The sequence below is a fragment of the Rhodovulum sp. YNF3179 genome (assembly GCF_050586465.1).
GTDB lineage: Bacteria > Pseudomonadota > Alphaproteobacteria > Rhodobacterales > Rhodobacteraceae > CAJXYS01.
On the sequence record NZ_JBOCEG010000011.1, the window covers coordinates 1 to 21,877 of the forward strand.

At 66.4% G+C, this 21,877-nt stretch carries 21 protein-coding genes and 2 pseudogenes; 14 read left to right on the plus strand and 9 right to left on the minus strand.

Features of this window, described 5'->3' with window-relative positions; genetic code table 11:
- Positions 1 to 299: pseudogene (locus tag ACQ5SP_RS16310) on the minus strand (glycine/betaine ABC transporter permease); the annotation flags it as partial.
- A gap of 54 nt (positions 300 to 353) precedes the next feature.
- Positions 354 to 1,319: an ABC transporter substrate-binding protein gene (locus tag ACQ5SP_RS16315; RefSeq protein WP_430939470.1), complete on the minus strand. Its 966-nt coding sequence runs from the start codon at positions 1,317 to 1,319 to the stop codon at positions 354 to 356.
- 542 nt (positions 1,320 to 1,861) lie between these two features.
- On the opposite strand from ACQ5SP_RS16315, the gene ACQ5SP_RS16320 reads away from it, so the two are divergent.
- The gene (locus tag ACQ5SP_RS16320) at positions 1,862 to 2,194 is read left to right on the plus strand and encodes a GYD domain-containing protein (RefSeq protein ID WP_430939471.1); all 333 of its coding nucleotides are present in this window, start codon (positions 1,862 to 1,864) and stop codon (positions 2,192 to 2,194) included.
- A gap of 184 nt (positions 2,195 to 2,378) precedes the next feature.
- Here ACQ5SP_RS16320 and ACQ5SP_RS16325 read toward each other — a convergent pair whose 3' ends face one another.
- Positions 2,379 to 2,744: a hypothetical protein gene (locus ACQ5SP_RS16325; RefSeq protein ID WP_430939472.1), complete on the minus strand. Its 366-nt coding sequence runs from the start codon at positions 2,742 to 2,744 to the stop codon at positions 2,379 to 2,381.
- A gap of 648 nt (positions 2,745 to 3,392) precedes the next feature.
- Between ACQ5SP_RS16325 and ACQ5SP_RS16330 the strand changes: the two genes are divergently transcribed.
- The 4 genes and pseudogenes from ACQ5SP_RS16330 (at position 3,393) to ACQ5SP_RS16345 (ending at position 7,671) form a co-directional block, all read left to right on the plus strand.
- A complete protein-coding gene (locus ACQ5SP_RS16330) occupies positions 3,393 to 4,028 on the plus strand; it encodes an alpha/beta family hydrolase (protein ID WP_430939473.1) in 636 nt (211 codons plus the stop codon).
- Between the two features lie 243 nt (positions 4,029 to 4,271).
- A complete protein-coding gene (ectA, locus tag ACQ5SP_RS16335) occupies positions 4,272 to 4,805 on the plus strand; it encodes a diaminobutyrate acetyltransferase (RefSeq protein WP_430939474.1) in 534 nt (177 codons plus the stop codon).
- Between the two features lie 76 nt (positions 4,806 to 4,881).
- Positions 4,882 to 6,174, plus strand: a complete 1,293-nt coding sequence (ectB, locus tag ACQ5SP_RS16340; RefSeq protein WP_430939475.1) for a diaminobutyrate--2-oxoglutarate transaminase — start codon at positions 4,882 to 4,884, stop codon at positions 6,172 to 6,174.
- A gap of 68 nt (positions 6,175 to 6,242) precedes the next feature.
- Positions 6,243 to 7,671, plus strand: a pseudogene (locus ACQ5SP_RS16345) (aspartate kinase).
- Between the two features lie 245 nt (positions 7,672 to 7,916).
- Here ACQ5SP_RS16345 and ACQ5SP_RS16350 read toward each other — a convergent pair.
- From ACQ5SP_RS16350 to ACQ5SP_RS16375, 6 genes are all read right to left on the minus strand, one after another.
- Positions 7,917 to 8,387: a DUF411 domain-containing protein gene (locus ACQ5SP_RS16350; protein WP_430939476.1), complete on the minus strand. Its 471-nt coding sequence runs from the start codon at positions 8,385 to 8,387 to the stop codon at positions 7,917 to 7,919.
- 140 nt (positions 8,388 to 8,527) lie between these two features.
- The gene (locus tag ACQ5SP_RS16355; RefSeq protein WP_430939477.1) at positions 8,528 to 9,088 is read right to left on the minus strand and encodes a cupredoxin domain-containing protein; all 561 of its coding nucleotides are present in this window, start codon (positions 9,086 to 9,088) and stop codon (positions 8,528 to 8,530) included.
- A gap of 412 nt (positions 9,089 to 9,500) precedes the next feature.
- Positions 9,501 to 9,941 (minus strand): c-type cytochrome, encoded by a 441-nt coding sequence (locus ACQ5SP_RS16360; RefSeq protein WP_430939478.1) that lies wholly within the window; start codon positions 9,939 to 9,941, stop codon positions 9,501 to 9,503.
- A gap of 30 nt (positions 9,942 to 9,971) precedes the next feature.
- On the minus strand, positions 9,972 to 10,325 hold the full coding sequence (locus ACQ5SP_RS16365) for an SHOCT domain-containing protein (protein ID WP_430939479.1): 354 nt from the start codon (positions 10,323 to 10,325) through the stop codon (positions 9,972 to 9,974).
- Entirely contained in the window at positions 10,322 to 11,740 is a 1,419-nt protein-coding gene (locus ACQ5SP_RS16370; protein WP_430939480.1) for an ATP-binding protein, read from the minus strand. The genes ACQ5SP_RS16365 and ACQ5SP_RS16370 overlap by 4 nt, the downstream gene beginning before the upstream one ends.
- Positions 11,737 to 12,468, minus strand: coding sequence for a response regulator (locus ACQ5SP_RS16375; protein WP_430939481.1), 732 nt, complete (start codon positions 12,466 to 12,468; stop codon positions 11,737 to 11,739). Before ACQ5SP_RS16375 ends, ACQ5SP_RS16370 begins: the two co-directional genes overlap by 4 nt.
- A gap of 197 nt (positions 12,469 to 12,665) precedes the next feature.
- Between ACQ5SP_RS16375 and ACQ5SP_RS16380 the strand changes: the two genes are divergently transcribed.
- The 9 genes from ACQ5SP_RS16380 (at position 12,666) to ACQ5SP_RS16420 (ending at position 21,780) form a co-directional block, all read left to right on the plus strand.
- The gene (locus tag ACQ5SP_RS16380; protein ID WP_430939482.1) at positions 12,666 to 13,388 is read left to right on the plus strand and encodes an EF-hand domain-containing protein; all 723 of its coding nucleotides are present in this window, start codon (positions 12,666 to 12,668) and stop codon (positions 13,386 to 13,388) included.
- A 75-nt stretch (positions 13,389 to 13,463) separates the two neighbouring features.
- Entirely contained in the window at positions 13,464 to 13,850 is a 387-nt protein-coding gene (locus ACQ5SP_RS16385; RefSeq protein ID WP_430939483.1) for a DUF302 domain-containing protein, read from the plus strand.
- 17 nt (positions 13,851 to 13,867) lie between these two features.
- On the plus strand, positions 13,868 to 14,341 hold the full coding sequence (locus ACQ5SP_RS16390; protein ID WP_430939484.1) for a rhodanese-like domain-containing protein: 474 nt from the start codon (positions 13,868 to 13,870) through the stop codon (positions 14,339 to 14,341).
- A 1-nt stretch (position 14,342) separates the two neighbouring features.
- Positions 14,343 to 15,074, plus strand: coding sequence for a TVP38/TMEM64 family protein (locus tag ACQ5SP_RS16395; RefSeq protein WP_430939485.1), 732 nt, complete (start codon positions 14,343 to 14,345; stop codon positions 15,072 to 15,074).
- Between the two features lie 389 nt (positions 15,075 to 15,463).
- Positions 15,464 to 16,837, plus strand: coding sequence for a serine hydrolase domain-containing protein (locus ACQ5SP_RS16400; protein ID WP_430939486.1), 1,374 nt, complete (start codon positions 15,464 to 15,466; stop codon positions 16,835 to 16,837).
- A gap of 352 nt (positions 16,838 to 17,189) precedes the next feature.
- Entirely contained in the window at positions 17,190 to 17,603 is a 414-nt protein-coding gene (locus tag ACQ5SP_RS16405; protein WP_430939487.1) for a helix-turn-helix domain-containing protein, read from the plus strand.
- A gap of 227 nt (positions 17,604 to 17,830) precedes the next feature.
- A complete protein-coding gene (locus tag ACQ5SP_RS16410; RefSeq protein WP_430939488.1) occupies positions 17,831 to 19,693 on the plus strand; it encodes a tyrosine-type recombinase/integrase in 1,863 nt (620 codons plus the stop codon).
- Between the two features lie 128 nt (positions 19,694 to 19,821).
- On the plus strand, positions 19,822 to 21,129 hold the full coding sequence (locus ACQ5SP_RS16415) for a hypothetical protein (RefSeq protein WP_430939489.1): 1,308 nt from the start codon (positions 19,822 to 19,824) through the stop codon (positions 21,127 to 21,129).
- A 156-nt stretch (positions 21,130 to 21,285) separates the two neighbouring features.
- Positions 21,286 to 21,780, plus strand: coding sequence for a hypothetical protein (locus ACQ5SP_RS16420; RefSeq protein ID WP_430939490.1), 495 nt, complete (start codon positions 21,286 to 21,288; stop codon positions 21,778 to 21,780).
- The last annotated feature ends 97 nt before the right edge of the window (positions 21,781 to 21,877 follow it).

The following is a 21,877-nucleotide window of genomic DNA, read 5'->3' on the forward strand; positions in this document are numbered from 1 at the left end:
CAGCTGAGCGGCTGCGTGACCGGGTCGAGCACCACCTGCAGGTCGTCCTTGACCGCCAGGAACCCCTCTTCGAGGCCCTTGGTCAGGTTGCGCGACTGCGGGATCGCCTCACAGGCGTCGTTCAGCGCGTCGAGCGACGGGAAGGGCAGGTCCCAGAGCGACGTCCCGGCATCGGCGCCCTCGCCGGCCTTGCGCGCGATCAGGTCGGCCATCGACATCGGCCCGCCGCCGCCGCTGCCGTCGCCGGCACACCAGTCGCGCAGGCCAAGCCCGTCGAAGATGAAGTCATAGGTCGCCATGATCCGCCCCCCGTCCCGGCCGGGGCGGGGCCAGCCGGCCCCGCCCGCCTGCGGTTACTGCAGCAGCGCGGACAACTCGGCGCGCGCCGCGTCGCTGACCCAGCCCGACCAGGTATCCGGGTTCTCGGTGATGAAATGCACCGCCGTCTCTTCGACCGAGGCGTTGTTCGCGTCCTTCCACGCCAGAAGCGCGTTCATCACGTTGATGTCGAAGCTGACTTTGCTCATCAGCTCGGCGATCTCCGGTTCGCGGTCCCGGAATTCCGCGGTGACGACGGTCAGCACCGGTGCCGGGGGGAAATCCGAGACGCCGGGATCGGCGTTGTCCTGGTTCTGGTTGGCGGCGTGAATCTCTTCGTCGATCGGGCCGATCTCGACCTTGACCATATCGTATTTGCCGAGCACCGCGGTCGGTCCGTACATGTAACCGAACCACGGCGCCCCGTCCTCGTAGGCCGAGGCAAGCGAGGTGAAGAGCGTCTCGGCCGAGCCGTGGTTGAAGATCTCGACGCCCGCGGCCTCGAGACCCAGCGCCGGGATCAGGTTATCGTTGACGATCCGGCATCCCCAGCCGTCGGGGCAATTGTCGAAGCGCGCGCCGACCAGCTCGGGATTGGCCATGATGCCTTCGACGGTGGCCAGCTCGGGATGTTCCTCCACCAGGTAGGCGGGCACCCACCAGCCCTCGACCCCGCCGGGCGCCAGGATGTCGGCCACGGGCTCCACCTTTCCCTCGGCCTCGAGCCGGGCATAGACCTCGCCGGTCGAATTCAGCCAGAGCTCGGTCACGATATCCGGCTCGCCGTTTTCCGACAGCGAGGTCACGGCGGGCACGGTCGCCGACGGCACGGTGGCGACGTCGCAGCCATAGCCCTGTTCCATGAGAAACTTGGAGACCGAGGTCACGATCTGGGCCGAAGCCCAGTTCATTTCGGTGATGGAGACCTCGCCGCAGGCCGCCTGCGCAGCCCCCGTACCGGCCATTCCCAGCATGGCAGCTGACATGAGCACACGTTTCATTGGTTTTCTCCCTGGTGTTTTGTCTTCACTTGACGACGCCCCGAAGGCCCGGTCGCATTCTCGACTGGTGATCTCTTCGCAGGCCCGACGCCGACTTCCTCGAATTGGGGCAGGGAGTCCCCGGGCAAATCAAACCAGAAATTCTGAAGATACGTTGATCATCACTGAAACCGGTCTCTCCGCGGTGCAGCCGATCTGAGCGGAAAGGCACGACGCAGGCGCAAACCCCGCCGTATCCGGCGACCACGGCTGTCCCTTGGCCGGGACGTCGGCGCCAGCCCGGGTCATGCGCGGATATATCGCGCGAAGGTCGCCAGGAACGCAGGCGCGGGCTGGCTCCGCGAAGCCACGGATTGCGGGTGATGCCGCGTCGTCGTCCCGGCGGACGGCCCGACCGGCAACGCCATGGCCGCGGCGTCGCTATTCCCGGCGCGACAGAAATACCCTTTTTGGGGTATGCTATCCGCGGGTGCGGCGGATTTTTTTTTGTGCCGCCATTTGCCCGTAACTCAAGAAAAACCATTCATCACAGGGAGAGTTCCATGCCATTTTATTTGTTCCAGGGGCGGTATACCGCCGATGCCATCAAGGCTCTCGTCGATACGCCGCAAGACCGCGAGGCGGGCGCCCGCCCGTTGATCGAGGCTGTCGGTGGCAAGCTCCATCACCTGTTCTTCTGCTTCGGGGATGATGACGTCGTGGCCCTGATCGAGGCGCCGGATGATGCCGCCATGGCGGCCTGCGCCCTCGCGGTCGGCGCCTCCGGCGCCTTCTCCGGCGGGAAGACAACGAAGCTCATGACGGCGAGCGAGGCCATGGAGGCGATGAAGGGGGCCAAGTCCGCCGCGGCCAGCTACACGCCGGCGACGGGCTAGGGCGCCCGGTCGGGGGCTGCGCTGCCCCCGGCCGATTTATCCGGGTCATTTGATCGGCTCGACGCTATTCCGAGGGCGTTTTCCCAATCCCGGGGACGGCGCGCTTGCGCATCAAAGGAGCCATCCGGCCACGCGATAGGCGGCGCGTGCGAAGACCTGGGCATGGCGCCGCCGTCGCCCGCACTCAGCCAAGCTGGGTTATCACCATCGATACGGGCATGCCGCCTTCGGCCGACGAGATGTGCCCGGACCCCGAGGTGTCCTCCATCCAGAACAGGTCTCCGGCGGTGAATACGCGACCTTCGCCATTTCCAGCCTCGACCCGGAAACTGCCGGAAAGGATCGCGGCAATCTGGCGATGCGGAGAACGGTGCTGAACCCCCTTCCATCCCGCGGGCAGGGTCAAGAAGACAAAGCCCACCGCGGGCACCCGGTCCGAGATCTGCGGGGGCGATGCCGGCGGCACGAAATCCTGAAGCCTCAGATCGGCTTCCCGATCTTCAAAATAGGAAACGCCATCCGCGTCCTCGAGAAGAATGGAATAGCGCAAGTGCCTCTCCGATTCCCGTTGGGCCCGTTGAATGCATCGCGACGGATGCGGGCATCCGAGAGTGTGCGCTTTTTCGGCGCCGATGGATAGTCATGGGTCCGAGGGCAGTGAGCAGACGGTGGCGGCGTTTCCGCCGGTTTCCAGAAACGCGGCGCCTTCCACGAAAAAGGGCCCGCGCGGGGCCCTTGTTTTATTGGTCGGAGTGGCAGGATTCGAACCTACGACCCCTGCCTCCCGAAGACAGAGCCAGAAGGCGAAAAGTCAATAAAATAAGGCCTTTTTCTCAGTGTTTTCGGCATTTGATGCCATCGAAAGCCGTAGTTTCTGGGGCCGTACCCAGAAACTCGGTCGCGATGACACCCCCAGTCCCCCGGCATGATCGAAAGGCGGGCATCGGAATATCTCGGCAGAGATACCGATGGCTGCTCCGGCGAATTGCCCTCCTAACCCTTCTCTACCCGCCCGCGCGAGTAATTACGTAAGCGGTTTCTGGCCTGGTCGGTCGAGGCGTCGAAAAGATCTGTCATGGGGCCTTTCCGCGTACTGGGGTGGCCGATGATTTGAGTGGGCCCGTTGCCCGTTTCCAGGGCAAGCTTGCCTTCAAGGGCAGTTCGGGCTTCTCTTTCCTAAGAGGAAACGTGAGACGCGATGGATTTCTTGTTCGACGGCAACGGCCGGGTGACGGTCCTCCTCGCCCATGGCGCGGGCGCACCGATGGACACGCCCTTCATGGAGACGGTCGCCTCCGAGATCGCGAGCGCCGGATTTCGCGTCGCGCGCTTCGAGTTCGACTACATGGCCCGGCGCCGCACAGGCGGGGCGAAGCGGCCACCGCCACGCCTCGGTATTCTCTGCGCGGAGTACCGCGACGCGATCCGCGACCTGGCGGCGGAGGGGCCGCTGATCATCGGCGGCAAGTCGATGGGGGGGCGCGTCGCGAGCCTCGTGGCCGACGAGTTCCACGCCTCACGGGCGATCCTCGGGCTGTTCTGTCTCGGCTTTCCCTTCCATCCCCAGGGGAAGCCCGAGACCCTGCGCACGGCCCATCTCGAGCATCTCGAGACGCCGACCCTGATCTGCCAGGGCACGCGTGATCCCTTCGGCAGCCGCGACGAAGTCGCGGTCTACCCGCTGTCGGACCGGATCGAGATCTTCTGGCTCGAGGACGGCGACCATGATCTCAAGCCCCGAAGGCACCTCGTTGGCGCAAGCCAGGCGCAATACCTGCGCGATGCCGCCGAGAAGCTTGCCGGCTGGACGGAGCGACTCATTCTCCCCGCATAGTGCGCCAGTGCAGACTTCGGCGCGTGATTTGACCTTTCGTGCACTGAAGCAGAGATGGCCGCGGAATCAGTCTCGCGCGGGCGCGGTCCCGCGTATCGCATAAGCCTTTGCCATGTGGAGGAAATCCACGTCCTTAGCCATCGTAAAGCAATTTTTTTGAGTAAAATCAGCATTCCCCGGTTCCATCGAGGGGGTCTCTTGCCCCATATAGTTAGGCAACCGAAACAAACGGGAGACCGATACATGACACCGCCCCCTGTTCCGATGAAGCGCCCGGAGCTGACCTTCCGCAAGCCGGAGGATACCGATGGCGCGGCGATCTGGAACCTGATCCGCGAGAGCAAGCCGCTCGACGAGAACTCCATGTACTGCAACCTGATCCAGTGCACGGACTTCGCGGATACCTGCGTGGTGGCGGAGATGAAGGGTGACGTTGTCGGCTGGATTTCCGGCTACATCAAGCCGAGCGATCCGGACACGGTCTTCGTCTGGCAGGTGGCCGTGTCCGAAACCGCCCGCGGCATGGGGCTTGCGAGCCGCATGCTCGAGGCACTCCTGCGCCGGCCGGCCTGCAAGGACGTGACCCGCCTGCAGACCACCATCACCCGCTCCAACGAGGCGAGCTGGGCGCTCTTCTCGCGCTTCTGCGAGCGCAGGGAAGGCGAGATGGATCACGAACCGCATTTCACCCGCGACGAGCATTTCGACGGGACCGCGGCGACCGAATACATGGTCACCATCGATCTGACGACCGAGGATCTGAAGAAAGCCGCCTGAGGGCGCTCTTCTCCCAGCCTGGCGCGGCGGATGCTCCGCCGTGCCCTCACCCATTTCAATGACAGCGAGGACAATCATGACCACCGCCCATGCAGCGGACAAATCGATTTTTGAGCGACGTGAATCCGAGGTGCGGAGCTATAGCCGCAGCTTTGACACGGTTTTTTCCACGGCGAAGGGAAGCCATCTCATCGATACGCACGGGAAGGCCTATATCGACTTCCTCGCCGGGTGCTCGTCGCTGAACTACGGTCATAACGACCCGGACATGAAGGCCGCGCTCATCGAGCATATCGCCGGCGACGGAATTGCACACGGGCTCGACATGCACTCCGACACCAAGGCTGCCTTCCTCGAGAGCTTCGAAGAGTTGATCCTCAAGCCGCGCGGCATGGATCACAAGGTGATGATGACCGGCCCGACCGGCACCAATGCCGTCGAGGCCGCGCTGAAGCTGGCGCGCAAGGTGACCGGCCGCAAGAACGTCATCTCCTTCACCAACGGCTTTCATGGCATGACCCTCGGCTCGCTGGCGCTCACCGGCAACGCCGCGAAGCGCGATGGTGGGGGAGACGTGGCCCTTGGCGATGTCACGCATCTCCCTTTCGAGGGATCGATGGGTGAGGACGCCGACACGCTCGTGATCGCGGAGGCCATGCTCGAGAACCCCTCGAGCGGCATCGACGCACCAGCGGCTTTCATCCTGGAAACCGTCCAGGGCGAGGGCGGGCTGAACGCCGCTTCCAGGGAGTGGCTGCAGGGCGTGGAAAACCTTGCCCGCAAGCACGGCGCACTCTTCATTGTCGACGATATCCAGGCCGGCATCGGCCGCACGGGCGAGTTCTTCTCCTTCGACGGGATGGGCATCTCGCCCGACCTGATCCCGCTGGCCAAGTCGCTGTCGGGCTTCGGCCTGCCCTTCGCGGCTCTCCTGGTGAAGCCGGAGCACGATATCTGGAAGCCAGCCGAGCATAACGGCACTTTCCGCGGCAACACGCATGCCTTCGTCACCGGGCGCATCGCGCTCGAGAAGTTCTGGCGCGACGACGCCTTCGCCGGCGAAGTAAAGCGCAAGGGCGAGCTTCTGCACGAGCGCTTGGCCGAGATCGCCGCTCATATCGACGGCGCGTCGCTCAAAGGTCGCGGCATGATGCAGGGCATCGATGTCGGCTCGGGCGAAATGGCCGAGGAAATCTGCGCCACCTGCTTCGCGAACGGGCTCATCATCGAGACCTCGGGCGCCCATGACGAGGTGGTCAAGGTCCTCGCGCCGCTGACCACGCCAATCGCCGTTCTCAAGGAAGGTCTCGATATCCTCGAGGCCGCGGTCGTGGCCGCGTCCTCGGCGAAGGTCGTCAAGATCGCCTGAGACCCGACCCGCCACCGCTTCAACCCCGAACCGGAACAGGAGCGCGCCCGGAGGGGCGTGAGAGCCAGATGACCAATGCCAAGCATTCCGTCGAGAAGATCGGCGGCACGTCCATGAGCCGTTCGCGCGAGCTTCTCGAGCCGCTTTTGATGAATGACGGCAAGGATCCCTATAACCGGATCTTCGTCGTCTCCGCCTATGGCGGCATCACGAACCTTCTGCTCGAGAACAAGAAGGACGGCACGCCGGGCGTGCATGCCCTCTTCGCCGACTCCGACAGCGACCAGGGATGGTCGGACGCGCTAACGCGCGTGGGCGAGACGATGCGCGAGACCCATCGCGAAATCCTGGAGGCCCCGGCCGATATCCAGGACGCCGATGATTTCGTGCGCGAGCGGATCGAGGGGGGTGCGCTCCTGCCTGCTGGATCTCCAGAGGCTCTGCTCCTATGGGCATTTCCAGCTTTCCCAGCATATCGGGATGACGCGCGAGCTCCTCTCGGGGCTCGGGGAGGCGCATTCCGCGATGGTGACGGCGATTCTGCTGCGGCGCGCGGGCGTCAATGCCCGCTTCGTCGATCTCTCGGGCTGGCGCGACGAGGCGGAGGTCACGCTCGAGGAGCGGATCCGCCAGGGCCTCGACACGGTTGACCTGGAGCGCGAGCTGCCGATCGTGACCGGCTACGCGCAATGCAGCGAGGGTCTCATGGCTCATTACGACCGCGGGTATTCGGAAGTGACCTTCTCGAAGGTAGCCGTGGTCACGGGAGCTGCGGAAGCGATCATTCACAAGGAGTACCACCTGTCCTCTGCCGACCCGGCACTCGTGGGCGCGAACGTGGTCCGGAAGACAGGGCGGACGAATTACGACGTGGCCGACCAGCTCTCGAATCTCGGGATGGAGGCCGTCCACCCCTCGGCTGCGAAGACGCTGCGCCAGGCGGGGATCCCACTGCGCGTAACCAACGCCTTCGAGCCGCGCGACCCGGGCACGCTGATCGACGAGATGCCGGCCGACGAGTCCGGCGTCGAGATTGTGACCGCGCTGCCGGTCATCGCCTTCGAGCTCTTCGAGCCCGACATGGTCGGTGTGAAGGGCTATGACGCGGCGATCCTGGAGGCGCTGACGCGCCACAAGGTCTGGATCGTGGCGAAGGCCTCGAATGCCAATACCATCACCCATTACGTCGACAGCTCGATGGAAGCCGTGCGCCGCGTCGAGCGCGATCTGGCGAAGATGTATCCGGACTCCGAGATCACGGCGCAGAAGCTCTCGCTCGTCTCGGTCGTCGGACGCGATCTCTCGGGAACGAACGCGCTCGCCGAGGGTCTCGCGCAGATGGCGAAGGCCGGGCTGACCCCGCTCGCCGTCACGCAGGGACCGCGCAACGTGGATATCCAGTTCATCATGAGCCGCGCCGAGAGCGAGGAGGCCATCCGGCTCCTGCACCGGGCGCTCATCGAGAAGACCTCGCCGATCCTGGCGCCGGCCGCCTAAAGCTCAAGCCGCGGAGAGGCGGTGCCGTCTCTCCGTGTGCGGCCCCTATCGTAGAAAGCCCGCTGCTCTTCGGAGTGATCATCCGCGGGCTGCTCCCAGAGCTCTTTCGCCATGGCGATGAGATTCCGGATTATCTGGACGGTATCACTGCTGCGGTTGTGACAGCGCACGATCGCCTGCGAGCAACAGTCATAAAGGGCGGGAAGCGGCCGTTCTCTGCGTGGGGCACGAACGGCCGCCTTGTCTTAGGCGGCCTCGTAGCTGCTGAACACCTCGGCGCTGCCATCGCGGCCGATCAAGTAGACGTCGTAGGCCTCGCGCGCGCTTTCGGGCCCCATGCCGGGGGAACCGTAGGGCATGCCGGGCACGGCCAGCCCGACGGCATCCGGTCTCATCTCGAGAAGGCGGCGAATATCAGCGGCGGGAACATGCCCTTCGATCGCGTAGCCACCAATCCGCGCGGTATGGCAGGACGCCATGTCGGCCGGGATGCCGCTCAGGTGTTTGAACTCGTAGAGTGCCTCCTGCCCGGCATGCTCGGTCGTCACGGTGAAGCCCTCGGCGCGCAGGATCTCGATCCAGGCGGTGCAGCATCCGCAATTCGGATCCTTCACGACGTGAATGGCCGGGGCGGCCGCGTGCACCGGCGCCGCGGCGGCGGCACCAAAGGCCATCGCGGTGGCGAGGAAGCGGCGGCGGGAAAGTCTGTCGGGCATGTGTTTCTCCGGTCTCGTTTTGGTTGGTGACAGGCGGAAGGCAGCGCGGGAACCAGTCCCGCCGGGCTGACAGGAAAGTGAGCGATGCTGGCGGTTCGCAGCGGCCGGACGCCCCTTACCGGCGCGCCCGGCCATTGGGATCACGATCCGTCGGCGCGAGCTTCGTGTAACCTGAGCTCTCCCTGCATACCGCTCTCGCGATGGCCAGGAACATTGCAGGAAAGTTCCAGCGCCGCGTCGCCATCGAAGGTCCATGTCAGGGTCCCAGTCTCCCCGGGCTCAAGGAGAAGGCTGTTGGGATCCTGGTGCATCATGCCGGCCTCCTCCATCATGTCGTGATGGATCTGGCCGCCACCGATCACGCCCGCTTCCATCATCCGCGACATCTCGGCAGCGTGGGCGCCGTGCATCGCGGCCGTGCCGAGTGCGAACTCGTGCACGAAATCGCCCGCGTTCGTAACGACGAAACGCACGGTCTCGCCCTGCTCTACGTCGATGCGCGCGGGCTCGAAGAACATTTCGCCCATGCTAACCCGCACCTCGCGGTTGGCGGCCGACGTGGCGGCAGGTGTGCCGATGTCGGCCTCCGCCTCGCTATGTCCATGGCCACCGGCGTGAGAGCCGGCTGACTGCGCCGCGGTTGCTGCAAGGCACGTCGTAAGAAGCGCCGCCCCGAGGGCGCGCGGAGTGATTTTGTTCATGTCCGGTGTCCTTTCTCTTCCGAAGTCGAATATAGTCTGATGCTGGCTTACTCGACTGAAGAGATCGGGATGGGCGCACGCGGTTCCGGGTCCGCAAGCGCGCGCAGACCCGTCGCCCTGGCGACCCGGATGCGGGAGCGCGCGAACGCGATCCGACGGGCGACGGCCGCCGGGAGGGTCGCCGGCAGCACCTGGCACACCGCCAGGTCCACCGCGCAACTTCCGACTTGGGCATGCCCATGGGGTGCGGACTCCGCGCTGCCATGATCGGTGTTACCGTGCGCCGGTACCGGATGCGCATGCGCGGCGCCGACTACCACGGCGAGGCAGACAGCCAGCGCCGCCGCGAACCTGCACCATCCCGGCAGGAGGCTCCAGACAGGGTTGCGGATGACGTGTGACACCATCGTCCTCAGTTGATCCCGTTCGCGCGCTGGAGGGTACGGACATAGGCCACGATGTTCGAGACGTCGGATCGCGTCAGGCCCTCCACCGGCGGCATGTCGCCGAAGGACCAGTGATGCGCCTGCACCCCGTTCTCGACCGCCATTTGGAAGGCATAGTCGGCGTGGTGGCCCGGTTCGTAAATCTTGTGAACCAGCGGGGGGCCGTTTCCGGCTTTCCCAGCGGCGTTCTCACCATGGCAGGTGACGCACTGCGCCTCGAAGGCAACCTTGCCCATGCGGGCCGCGTCCCCCAGCGTCGCCGGCAGAGCCACCTCGACCATCGGGGCGCCGGGGGCGGTTGCAGATCGATCCCCGCCCGGGTCGTCGCCGCCCATCATGGAGAGAACCGCATACCCGAGCGCCCCGGCCGCCAAGACACCGCCGAGGATAATTACCGTTCTGTTCATGTCATCTGACTCCCGAACCCTGCATGCAACTCACTGATCCTCGCGCAGGGTCTTCATGCGATCGCGGTACTCCTCGGCATCGATCTCGCCCTTGGCGAGGCGGTCCTTGAGGATATCCTCGGCGGAACCGCCCCAGCGGCCGCTGCCCGACCCGCCATTGTCGCGGTCCATCAGCCAGCGCACCGCGAAAACGGCAAGGACGATGAGCGCGCCCCAGAACAGCAGCGTGAACAGCCCGCCGAAGAGACCGAAGCCATAGCCCCCGCCCCACATGTGGCCGCCGTCCCACATAGGGCCACCGTAAACCGAACCGTCTCCGGGGCCGGCCAGCGTTGCGGTCGCGGAGGTGAGAACAGCCGCCGTGGTCAGTGACAAGAGTTTCATGTCGTTTCTCCTTCCAGGGTTTCCGCCGGCGCCGCCGGCAGGGTGAGTGTCACGCAGAGCCCGCCATCGGACCGGTTGGCGAGGCTGATCTCCCCGCCATGGGCGTGCAGGATCGTACGCGCGATGGCGAGGCCGAGCCCCACCCCGCCCGTCTCTCGGCTGCGCGACGTCTCGAGACGGACGAAGGGCTCGAACACGTTGTCGAGGTCGTCTTCCGGGATGCCGGGCCCCCGATCATGGACCGTGATCGCGACGTCACCGTCGCCCGGACGGACGGCGATCTCGGCACCGCCGCCATAGCGGACGGCGTTCTCGATCACGTTGCGCAGGGCGCGCCGGAAGCTGCCGGGCCGGATGCGCGCGGGTGCCGGCATGGCCTCGATGACGCGCACCGGAGCGTCGGGCGTGCCAGCCTCCGCAGCGAGATCCCGTGCGAGCCCGGCCAGGTCGAGCGTTTCCGACGCCTCGCCCACGGCCATGCCGCGCGCAAAGCCGAGCGTCGCCTCCACCATGGTCTGCATCTCGTCCACCATCGCCGTCAGCCGGGCCTTGTTCTCGTCGTCATCGAGCAGTTCCAGCCGCACCCGCATCGCGGTCAGCGGCGAGCGCAGGTCATGACCGAGGGCGGCCAGAAGCCGGGTGCGTTCGCCCAGGAACCGCGTCAGCCGGGCCTGCATCCGGTTAAACGCCTCGGTCAGGCGGCGCAGTTCCGCCGGGCCGGTCGGTGCGATCTCGGCCACCCTCTCGCCGCGGCCAAGCCGGTCCGCGGCGCCGGCCAGTGCCGTCAGCGGGCCGATGATCCGCCCGAGCGCCACCCAGACCACCGCGACGATCAGCGCCGCGCTGACGAGAAAGGTCAGCACCGTGCTCCAGGCCCATTGCAGGGGCGGGCGATGGAACATCGTCCGCGCGTTGAGCCAGCGCCCGTCCGCCAGCCCAATCGAGAGCAGCATCTCCACCGGCTCGGTGTGACTTTCCAGCATGGCCCGGTGCATCGGGCGCATCTCGGGCGGCAAGGGCCGCACCGGGTCCGAGAGCCCGGACCTGCGATGCAGTTCGACGCGGATATCGCGCTCTGCCGGGCCGTCGAGAATCGCGCGGATACGGCGCTCGATGGCTCCGCCGGCTCCGTGGTCGCGGTGATCGACGCTGGGCGCGTCCTGCATCCGGAACCGCACCAGCGGCGAGGTCGCGGAGCGCAGGATCGCCGCGTGCAGATCGGCCGGCGCGTCCTCGATCAGGCGCGCGATGTTCGCGGCCCGCGCCGCGGCCTCGAGCCCGATGGCCGTCCGCACCGCCATTTCTCGCTCGTCGACGAAGAAATAGAGACTGACCAGCTGCGCGACGGCAAGCGCCGCGAGAATCAGCGCCACCAGCCGCGCCCGCAGGCTGGACAGGCCGCCGGGAAGGCTCATGGCACCACCTCCACATCGGCCGAGAGGCTGTAGCCGCCGCCGCGCACGGTCACGATGATCCCGGGGCGGGCAGGGTCCGGCTCGATCTTGCGGCGGAGCCGGCTGACCTGGTTGTCGATCACCCGGTCGAAGAGTTGCGGCGCCCGTCCGCGCGTCAGGTCAAGAAGCTGATCGCGGCTCAGGACAAGGCGCGGGCGCTGCAGGAAGACGCAGAGCAGGCGGAACTCGGCCGTGGTCAGGGGCACCTCGCGGCCTGCCACGCCCGTCAGGCACCGGCTGTCGGTATCCAGCGTCCAGCCCGCGAAGCGCACCCGCTGTCCGGCAAACGCCCCGCATTCCGGCTGGGGCTCGGGCCCGCGGCGCCGCAGGATCGCCTTAATCCGTGCCAGCAATTCGCGGGGATTGAAGGGCTTGGGCAGGTAGTCGTCCGCCCCGATCTCGAGACCGACGATCCGGTCCGTTTCCTCGCCGAGTGCGGTCAGCATCAGGATCGGCCCGCTGCCCTCGGCCGAGAGCCGCCGGCAGACGGACAGGCCGTCCTCGCCCGGCATCATCACATCGAGTACGATCAGGTCAAAGCGGCCGGTCCGCAGCGCGGCGTCCATCTCGGGGGCGTCGCGCACGGCGGTGGCGCGCATGCCGTTCTTTTCCAGGTAGCGCGTCAGCGCGTCCCGGATCTCCCGGTGATCGTCCACGATGAGGATATGCGGTGCGGTCTCGGTGTTCATCCCTTCTCGGCCTCTTGGGGTCCTGCCGGGAACCTAACGGCATGGCCCGGGCGTTTGGGCAGAGATTTGTCGCAGACTGTATCAGACCGCGGGATTGTGACCCTCTGCGACACGATCCTTGCCGTGCACGGCTTTGTGCATGGCAGACTGACCCCCAAGTTTGGGATATCATGATCCTTGCAAAGGAGGAGACAGCCATGACACGCAATGCCAGATCGACACTCATCCTGACGACCTGTGCCGCGCTGGGGCTCGCGGCGATGCCCGCGCTGGCCCACGGCCCCGGCGGGACCGCGGGCGACGGGGCCACACCGATGCACGGCACCGGCATGTGGGACCACCACGGACAGGGCCGCGGCCAGGGCTATCGTCACGGCCCGGGCATGATGGGCGGCTATGGTGAAGGCTATGCCGGCGGACACATGATGCAGGGCCATGGCATGATGGGTGGCTACGGCGGCGGCTACGATGGCGGACACATGATGCAGGGCTACGGCATGATGATGGGCGGTGCCGGCATGATGGGCGGCATGCACGGGCCCGCCATGATGGGCAACATGCTGGAACAGCTCGACGCCGACGGCGACGGCCGGGTAACGCCCGACGAGATGCGCGAGGGCGTCTCCGCGCGGATGCTTGAATTCGACAGCGACGACGACGGAACGATGACGCTGGAGGAATTCGAGGCCTTCCACGCCGCGATGATCCGCAACATGGTCGTGGACCGTTTCCAGACCCTCGACGAAAACGGCGACGGGCGGATCACCGACGACGAGATGCGCGCGCCCGCCGACCGGATGGAACGCTTCCAGCGCCTGAACGACCAGCGCCGCGAGATGTGGCAGCGGCGCCAGGACATGGGCCCGCAGGGCGGCCAGCAGCGCGGCATGGGCCAGGGCCGCATGATGAACGACAACTGAGCGCCGCCCTTCTGAAGCGTCAAGACCGGCCGCCCCCGGCGGCCGGTCTGCCATGGCAATGAATAGAGAAGCCTTTTGAGTTACACGATCAACCGCACCATCGCCGGCGCCAGTCTGGACGACGTGGACGCCCGTGCCCGCGCCGCGCTCTCGAACCACGGTTTCGGCGTCCTGACCGAGATCGACGTGACATCGACCCTGAAACAGAAGATCGGGGCCGAGATCGACGGCTACCGTATCCTCGGGGCCTGCAACCCGCAAATGGCCCACGAGGCCCTCGAGATCGAACCGCGCGCCGGAGCCATGCTGCCCTGCAACGTGATCCTGCGCGAGGTCGCGGACGGCGTGGAAGTCAGCGCCATCGACCCGGTCGCCTCCATGCAGGCGATAAACAACCAGAGCCTTAAATCGGTCGCGTCAGAGGTCCGTTCGATGCTTGCGGCCGTCATCGAGGAAATCTGACCGGCAGGAGGAGACCGATGGCACTTGACTGGACTCGTCGTCACTTCTTTCTCGGCGTTTCGGCTGCGCCGTTCGCCACGGGCATCGCCGGCCTACAGGCGCAGCCGCGCATGACATGGTCTGCCGCAGAGGCGTTCGCAGCCCTTCAAGCCGACACCACCCGCGTCATCGACGTGCGCTCACGCGAAGAGTGGCAGGAAACCGGTGTCGGCCTCGGGGTCTGGCCGATCAGCATGCACGAAGACGGTTTTCCCGAGCGCTTCTTCGCCGCAAGAGACCTGGCAGGGGATCGCGATATTGGCCTGATCTGCGCGACGGGCGGGCGATCGGCGACCCTGCTGGGGGCCCTCATGCGTGCGGGATACGGTGGCTATGCAGATGTCTCCGAGGGCATGCTCGGGTCCCGGGCCGGACCCGGCTGGCTGAGGGCCGGTCTGCCGGTCGTCAGCATGAGTGCCGCGCTGGCCGAATTGCCACCAGGTCTGGCCTGAGATGACTCGCGCGGGCGAAAGGCTGCCCGGCTTGCCCCGGCATCGCGGGAACCTGGGGGCCCGCGTCGCGATCGCCGTGGCCGCAGCCCTGATCATCGCGTGGATTGCCGGCTGGCTGCCCAGTAACATCGAGCAGGCGCGCGTTGAGCGTTGGGTAGACCGCGCGGGGGTGTGGGGGCCCCTTGCGGTGATCGCCCTGATGACCGCCGCGGTCGTGGCCAGCCCGATCCCGAGCGCCCCGATCGCCCTCGCCGCGGGCGCCGCCTACGGACATTACGCCGGCACGGCCTACGTTGCGGTGGGGGCAGAAGCAGGCGCTCTTGGCGCGTTTACGATTGCGCGACGGCTTGGGCGCGGCCCGATCACGCAGCTGCTGGGCGACAAGGTCGATCATGGCCTGCTCGGCTCGCAGAATGCGCTGACGCTCACCGTTTTCGTAAGCCGCCTGCTGCCCTTCGTGTCCTTTGACGCCATGAGCTATGCGGCCGGCCTCAGCTGCCTTCACTTCTGGCGTTTCGCGGTGGCGACACTTGCAGGCATCCTGCCCGCCAGCTTCTTGCTCGCGCATTTTGGACGTGCCGCCATGGAAAACCAGCTCGGGGGTGCAGAATGGATTGCCGTCGGTCTCGGCCTGGCGACGGGACTACCGCTCTTGCTGCTCGCCATGCAGCGCGGGCACAGGACGAACAAGAAAGTGGATGCAAACGGCGAGCCTAAAGGCCACGATCTATGAGACGCCGGAAAAGACTAACTCTGCAAGGCTGATGCGCTCTCCGGGCACGAGCGACTACAAGAACCGGTGACCTGCCCCGATCGAGCGGTCCGGTTTCAGTCTTAGTGCATGATCGGTCTGGGACCTACGGCCGGCGTGGCCGGCGTGGCCGGCGTGGCCGGCGAACTCTCAACTGAAACGCAATGTGTGCCAACCTGCTATCAGGCATTCGTTAAGGTACTATTCCACTTGCGAGCAAAGTGCTGAAGCGCACCATTGCCGCGAAACGCAGGAAAGTTGGCTCAAGGTCGCTCTGCGGTCGTGTAGAGTGCGGCCAGAAATTCTTTCCGCTCCGGCGATCCCTGTGATCCAGTAAAACGATGCGTTCGTGTTCCATCGCTTCCTTGATCTTGCCGCTGGCACTGGTTGCCGCGCTTGCCGCCCAGGCCAGCCCCGTGGGCGGCACGTCCTCGGCACTTTCCGACCGGCTGGCAGACGTCGTTCCGGACCGCATGGCGGCCGACGGCGTGACGGGCGCGGTCGTTGTCCTGATCGAGGGCGGTGCGGCTGCCTGGACCGGGGCCTTCGGCATGGCTGACGCAGGGCAGGGGCGTCCGATGACCGCCGATGCGCTGTTCCGCGTCGAATCCATATCCAAGCCGGTCACGGCCTGGGGGGCGATGACGTTGGCCGAAGCCGGCCGGCTGGATCTCGATGCCCCGATCGCCGCGTGTCTGACCCGCTGGACTTTGCCCGAGGCGGCCGGCCGGATCACGCCGCGCGCGCTTCTCAGCCACAGCGCGGGGCTCGGCCTGGGCGACTATGCCGCGCGCTTTCCGCCGGCCAGCGCGTTGCCCGCGCTGCCCGAGCATATCGCGCAGGACTTCAACCTGATCGCGGCGCCAGGATCGGGCTTTTCCTATTCCGACACCGGCTTCAACCTGGCTGAACTGGTAATCGAGGACTGCACGGGCGAGGATTTTGGCAAGCTGATGTACCGGGAGGTACTGTCGCCCCTCGGCATGACACGGTCGAGCTTCGACTGGCCCGGCGCGGAAATGCCCATCGGCCATGACCTGCGTGGGCGGCCAGTCGCGCCTTACGTCTATCCCGGGCGCGCCTCGGGCGGGCTTTTCGCGACGGCCGCCGACATCGCCCGCTTCACCGCGGCGGGCATGGCCGATGCAAACCAGGAGGTGTTGTCACCCGGGGGCGTCGCAGCCCTGCACCGGGCCGAGGTCGAGGTCGGCGGCCTGTTCGGTTTCGCCGCCCAAGGCTACGGACTGGGGCATTTCACCGAAACGCTGTCGGACGGGCGCGCGGCCGTCTGGCATGGCGGACAGGGCTACGGCTGGATGAGCCACATGCATCTCGTGCCCGATACCGGCGACGGCATCGTGATCCTGTCGAACAGCCAGCGCGCCTGGCCGCTTTTCGCCATGATCCTGCGGGACTGGTCGGAAAGCCTGGGAGTGGCGCCGGTCGGCATGGCACGCGTTCTCTGGGCGGAGTGGTTGGCGCGGGGCGCCATCACGCTCTGTCTCGTGGTTGCAGCGTTGGGGGGCTGGACCGCCGTCCGCCGCACCCGGCGGCCCGCTATCCCACGCCTGATGGCGGGCGGGGCGGCGACGGCGCTGATCGCTTGGCCGATCTGGGCCGCGGCGCAAGACTACCTGTTCCTGTTCTCGATCCTTCCGGGTCTCTGGCCCTGGCTCGGTGCGGCGTCGGGACTCGCCGGCGCCGGGCTTGGCGCGCTGGCGCTTGCCCCGAGGCATGGGCGATGACGGGTTACACTGCACGGGGTCAGCCAAGGCGAAGTCAAAATCGACCGGCCGATGCCCCATTGGGCCACGCCCAATACTGCGGCGGCCGCCGTGGACAGGGTCTTTCTGACTGCATCCCCGAAGCTGCCATTCGCTTTGAGTAGTATGAAGGGCCGGTAGGGGCCGTGTGTGACGCTCGCCTTGGATACCCGCCGAGCATGAATATCGTTCAGCGAAGCATAGAAACGGGTCACCGACCGAGCGTCGCCGCTCTTTGAAGACCGCCGCGGAAAACTCGATGACCTATGAATCTTTATAATCCGTTTTGGGTCAGCCGCCATCGAACCCCTTTCTTTCGGGAAAGGAGACCCCGATGCAAGAACACCACGACGACAAACCCCATGCATGCGTCCGGGAACAGGATCCGGTCTTTTCCCGGCTCTGGAGCCGGGCAGAGCTTCGGGCGCGCTGGAAGAAGGACGTCAGAGACAGCTTCTTCTACCGCGCCCAGCTTGACGGGCGCCTGCCCGCGCGCCGACGCGGCCGTACGGTCGGCTACGCCGAGCAGGACGTCTTCGCCTTCGAGGGCGGCCCGCCACCCGAGGGGCTGGAGGAGGCCTACCGCGCGGCCCTGATGCGGCCCGAAGATGTGGCCGCCCTCTGTCCATATCAGTCCGACACCATCATCGCGAAAGCCCGCGCGGGCGAGCTCCCATGTCGCCGGATCGGCCGGGATTATCGCTTCGTGTCGGCAGAGGTCGCGCGCTGGCTCGAGGGCTGGTCATGAGCGCCCCTGCCCCAGGTCTCGAGGCGCACCGCGCCGGCGGCCGTTCTGAACGGAAAACCCGGCAAATGACTGGGTTTTCGGCGCCGCGAACGAAACGCCCCCTCAAGTTTACGGCCCAAACCTCGGGGGGCGTTCCGTTCATCACCCGGTGAATGAACGGCCCGCCCCCCGGATGAACGGTCCACCCAACTGATGAACGATTTCACAACCATGAATGGAGGCCTTACATGCCTATCGACACCCTGCAAGACGTCTATCTCCGCCTTCCCCAGCTCTACACCGAGAGCTCCTGCGCAGCCTACAAGGCCGCCTTCAAGCGCGCCGAGAAGCTGACCGGCAAGAAGCTCGTCCAGATGCCCGCCGATGAGCGCGCCTGGTCGGAGATCGCCGCCGGTATCGTCTGGGCCGGCGCCTTCAAGGCGTCCAGCCCGGAAGCCCGCCAGCGGGCCTTCGACACGTGGCGGAAGAAGATCGGCGCCGCGATCCGCAAAGCACGTGCGGCCGAGACCGAACCGACGCCCGAAGAGGCCGGCGTCGCTGCCGCCTGGGACCGGATCGCGGGCTATGTCGCAGAGGTCGAGAATACCTTCGATGCCGAGGGGACACGGATCCTGCCCAACATGTCCAGCCTCTCGATCGAGAACCTGCGCGCCCGTATCGGCGACCTGCACCCCGGCGATATCGACAACGCGGCCGCGGCCGCGCGCCTGCGAGCCATCCCTTCCGACAAGGTAGAGACCTTCCGAGGTTCCATCCGGTTCTTCGACCGGTTGGTACGAGAACAAAACATGCACGCCCCGATCGCGGGGCTCCTGCCCGACACCCCGATCGGCCCGCTGCCGATGCTTCGGGACGCGCCGATCGACTGGTCCTGCTTTCCCGAAAGCTTCCTCGAGTCTCGTGACAAAGCCATCAAGCGTGCCATCGGGGACCAGTCCCGCCGCGACCGGCGCGCGAGCCGCGCGGCCCGCCTTGCAGCAACCCGCCAGAACCGCCGGAAGGGTGCACGGCAGGTCCGCAACAAGGAAAACGCCCGCAAGACATATCTCGGTGCCCTCTCCTGGCTCGCGCGGCACGCGGAGAAAGACAGGGAGACCGTCTATGAAACCCCACGGCTCCAGGATCTTCTCGCACCGGACAAGATAGAGGCCGCCGCCATACGATACATCGCGCGGGCAGCGGAAGAGGACAGCACGATCCAGGACCCGTTGCAGACCAGTTCGATGACGACCTACTTCAGCAGCCTCCTCAAGATTGCGCGGGCGAATGGATTCGACGAGGAGTTGATCTTCGATATCGAAGACATCGCCGATGATCCGGAGTTCGCGAATGACCGCGACGGCGAGATGGCAGCCACCCGGGAGGCCTTCGTCAAGCTCATCGACCGCGATCCGGCCATCGTGCGCGCCATCGTCACCGGGCCGCAAACCCTGGCGCGGGAGGCAAAGAGGGCGTTCAATCGCTGGGAGGAGCTTCCCGACCGCAAGCGCACGGAGGCACTCCATCTCTCGATGGCCGCAGCGATGATCGCAATCCAGCTCGCGCGCCCGCTCCGGACCCGCAACGTCAACGAGATGGTCGCCGATGGCGAGGGCGCGGATCTCCTCGCGCCGCGCCAGGCCGACGCCGGCGCCTGGATCGACATCGCCCGGCAGAACGTGAAGAACCGCAAGCCGATCGAGGGTCCGGTGCCGGGCTGGCTCTGGCAGGTCATCGCGAGCTGGATCGAGCATGGACGTCCGAAATGGATCGAGCGTCACAAGACGACCGGGTGCCATGATAACGGCGCACTCTTTCCCGGAACCAGGGGCGGCTCTCTCTCGCGCGCCGGCTTCAACAAGGCCTGGAACCGCGCCATGGCACGCCTCGGTCTCACGGGGCTCACGCCGCACATGATGCGCCACGTGGCGGCAACCCTCTACCTTGCCAGGCACCCTGGCGACTACCCGGTCATCGCCGCGCTGCTCTGCGACAGCTACCGCACCGTGGAAAGATTCTACGCGCGTGGCGAGGGCCGCGCCGCCGCCGAGCTCTTCGCCCAGGTTCTGGCTGACCTGAACCCCACCCTCAACCTGAAAGGAGCCGCCTGATGTCGACCCAGCCTAAGCCCCTCGAAGACCGTGCCCACGCGATCGCAAAGAAAATGCCGAGCGTCTCCGCCGATATCCGCCGGGCCGTTTATGAAGCTGCCCGTGGGGCGGAACTGAAGCCCCGCGGCATGCCGGCGGCCCTGGAGCGCTTCTACGCCCGGCTGGCGGCGGAGGGGCGGGCCCCGGAGCAAGTCCGGGCCGAGGACTTCGCTGCCGTCTCGGCGAGCCGCACCGCCTTCCGGACCCTGATGACGGCGCTCGCGCGCTTCGCCCCGGATGTACCGACGGCCGCAGCCCGCCCGGTCAAGGAGGAATGGGACCGCTGGCTCAACAGTCGCTACAACGCCAAGCCAAGGAAACCGCCGCGGTCGCGCCGGGTCGCTCTTGCGCCCGAGGACTGGCCGGAGCGCTGGCAGGCCGCCCTGCCCCGGCTTGAGCAGCGGGTTCGTCGCGGCGAAGAGCGGTATCGGCCGCTTGCGCCGACGTCGCGGGATTCCGTCATCCAAGCCGTGGGCATGTGCGCCACCGCCCGGCGGGCAGCGATGGAAACCGGTACGGCGCTCGGGGATTCGTTCTCGCCCGAGCTCGCCGAGGCCTTCCTCGCCTTCATGCTCGAGCGGGAAAACCCGAAGACCGGCGGACCGGTCTCCTATCGCACCATCGCCGATTACATGGAGCGGATCGCCAGCTTCGCCATCCGGGGCGGTCTCATGACGACCGATGGCGCGGAGACCTTCAGCGAGATCACCGCGGCCTGTCGCGAGGAGCAAGCGCTGGAGACACCGGCGAAACACGGGAAGGTCCGGGCCTTCATGGCCAAGCACGGGCTCGACAGCATTCTGGGGGCCGCGCTGGCGGCAAAGGAAGAAGCGGACAAGCTGCCTGCCCATAGCGCGGCGGCTTTGCGGCTGCGCCGGAAGGCCGTGATCTTCGCAATGCTGGTCAACGGCGCCGACCGCCAGGGCGATCTCTCGGGCTTCCGGATTGGCCACGAGATCAAGCGCCATCCCGACGGGCTCTGGGAGCCGGCCTTCCGCCAGGCCAAGACGGGTCTCTGGAAGGAGAACGGCCCGCTCCTGCATCTGACGAGCCTGCTCATCGATGCGCATATCCTCGAAGGCCGCCCGGCCTGGTGCCTCGGCGAACGGCTCCGCGCGCTCGACGGCTGTAATCTCATCAGTCTCACGCTCGAGCCGATGAGCACCTATTACCCGTCGGCGCTTCTCAAAGAGGAGTTCGGGATCTCCGGTCATCTCCTGCGCACGCTCATCACCAACCTCCTGCGCCAGGAACGCCCCGACGCGGCCTGGGCCGTGCAGAAGCTCCTGGGTCATTCGTCGCGTTACATGCAGGAGACTTACCGGACCGAGTTTGCCGAGACCGCCGCGATCGGGAAGTACCACGCGGCGCTGGCCGATATGGTGAAAGCGGCCTGAGCCATCGCGACGGGTTGTCTGTCTTTCTCTCGGGAGAGGATGGGCAAGGGCGCCCCGCCCGGGCGGGATCGGGACACGCGCCCGGTGACGCGTCCCGATCCCGCCCGAACCGGGCACCCTGAAGAAGAGGAGGTGGAGAGTGATTGACCGGCACTGATGCCGCTCGAAACACAGGATTTCGCAATGAACCCGTTCACCCATCACGGCGCAAACGAGTCCACGCCCGAGATCGAAGCCGCGCATGCCCTTGTGGCCGCGCGCCACGCTGTCCAGGACCTCGAGGCACTCCGCCCGCTCCTGCCCGGCACGCTCGAGAGCCTCCTCCGCGACTGCCGGCGGCACTTCATCGGTGGACGGCTCTTCACCGAGCGGGCGCGCCATGATCTCGAGACGCTCCGCGGCCACGTCGAGGCGCTGATCCGGCAGGAAAGCGTCGAGGGCCAGGAGAGCGTCGAAGTCGCGTCTTACGGCGGGGAGCCCGTGCTCGATACGCGCACCGTGGTCCGCCTCACGTGCACAGGGAGCGCGCTGCAGCGCACCTGGCACCCGGTCGCGCAGGTCCTCGCCCAGATCGAGCGCGTACACGCGACGATCGCCGCTGAGGCCGAGGTGGAGCGCCTCAGGGCAAATGCCACCGCGACCGGAGACTAAGAACCCACGACAACGCTGGCCGGCCTGGAGGACCGGCTGCACGGGCGGTTCCGCCGCCCGTCTTGAAGCCCGCGCGTCAGGCACGGGCAAGAGAGGA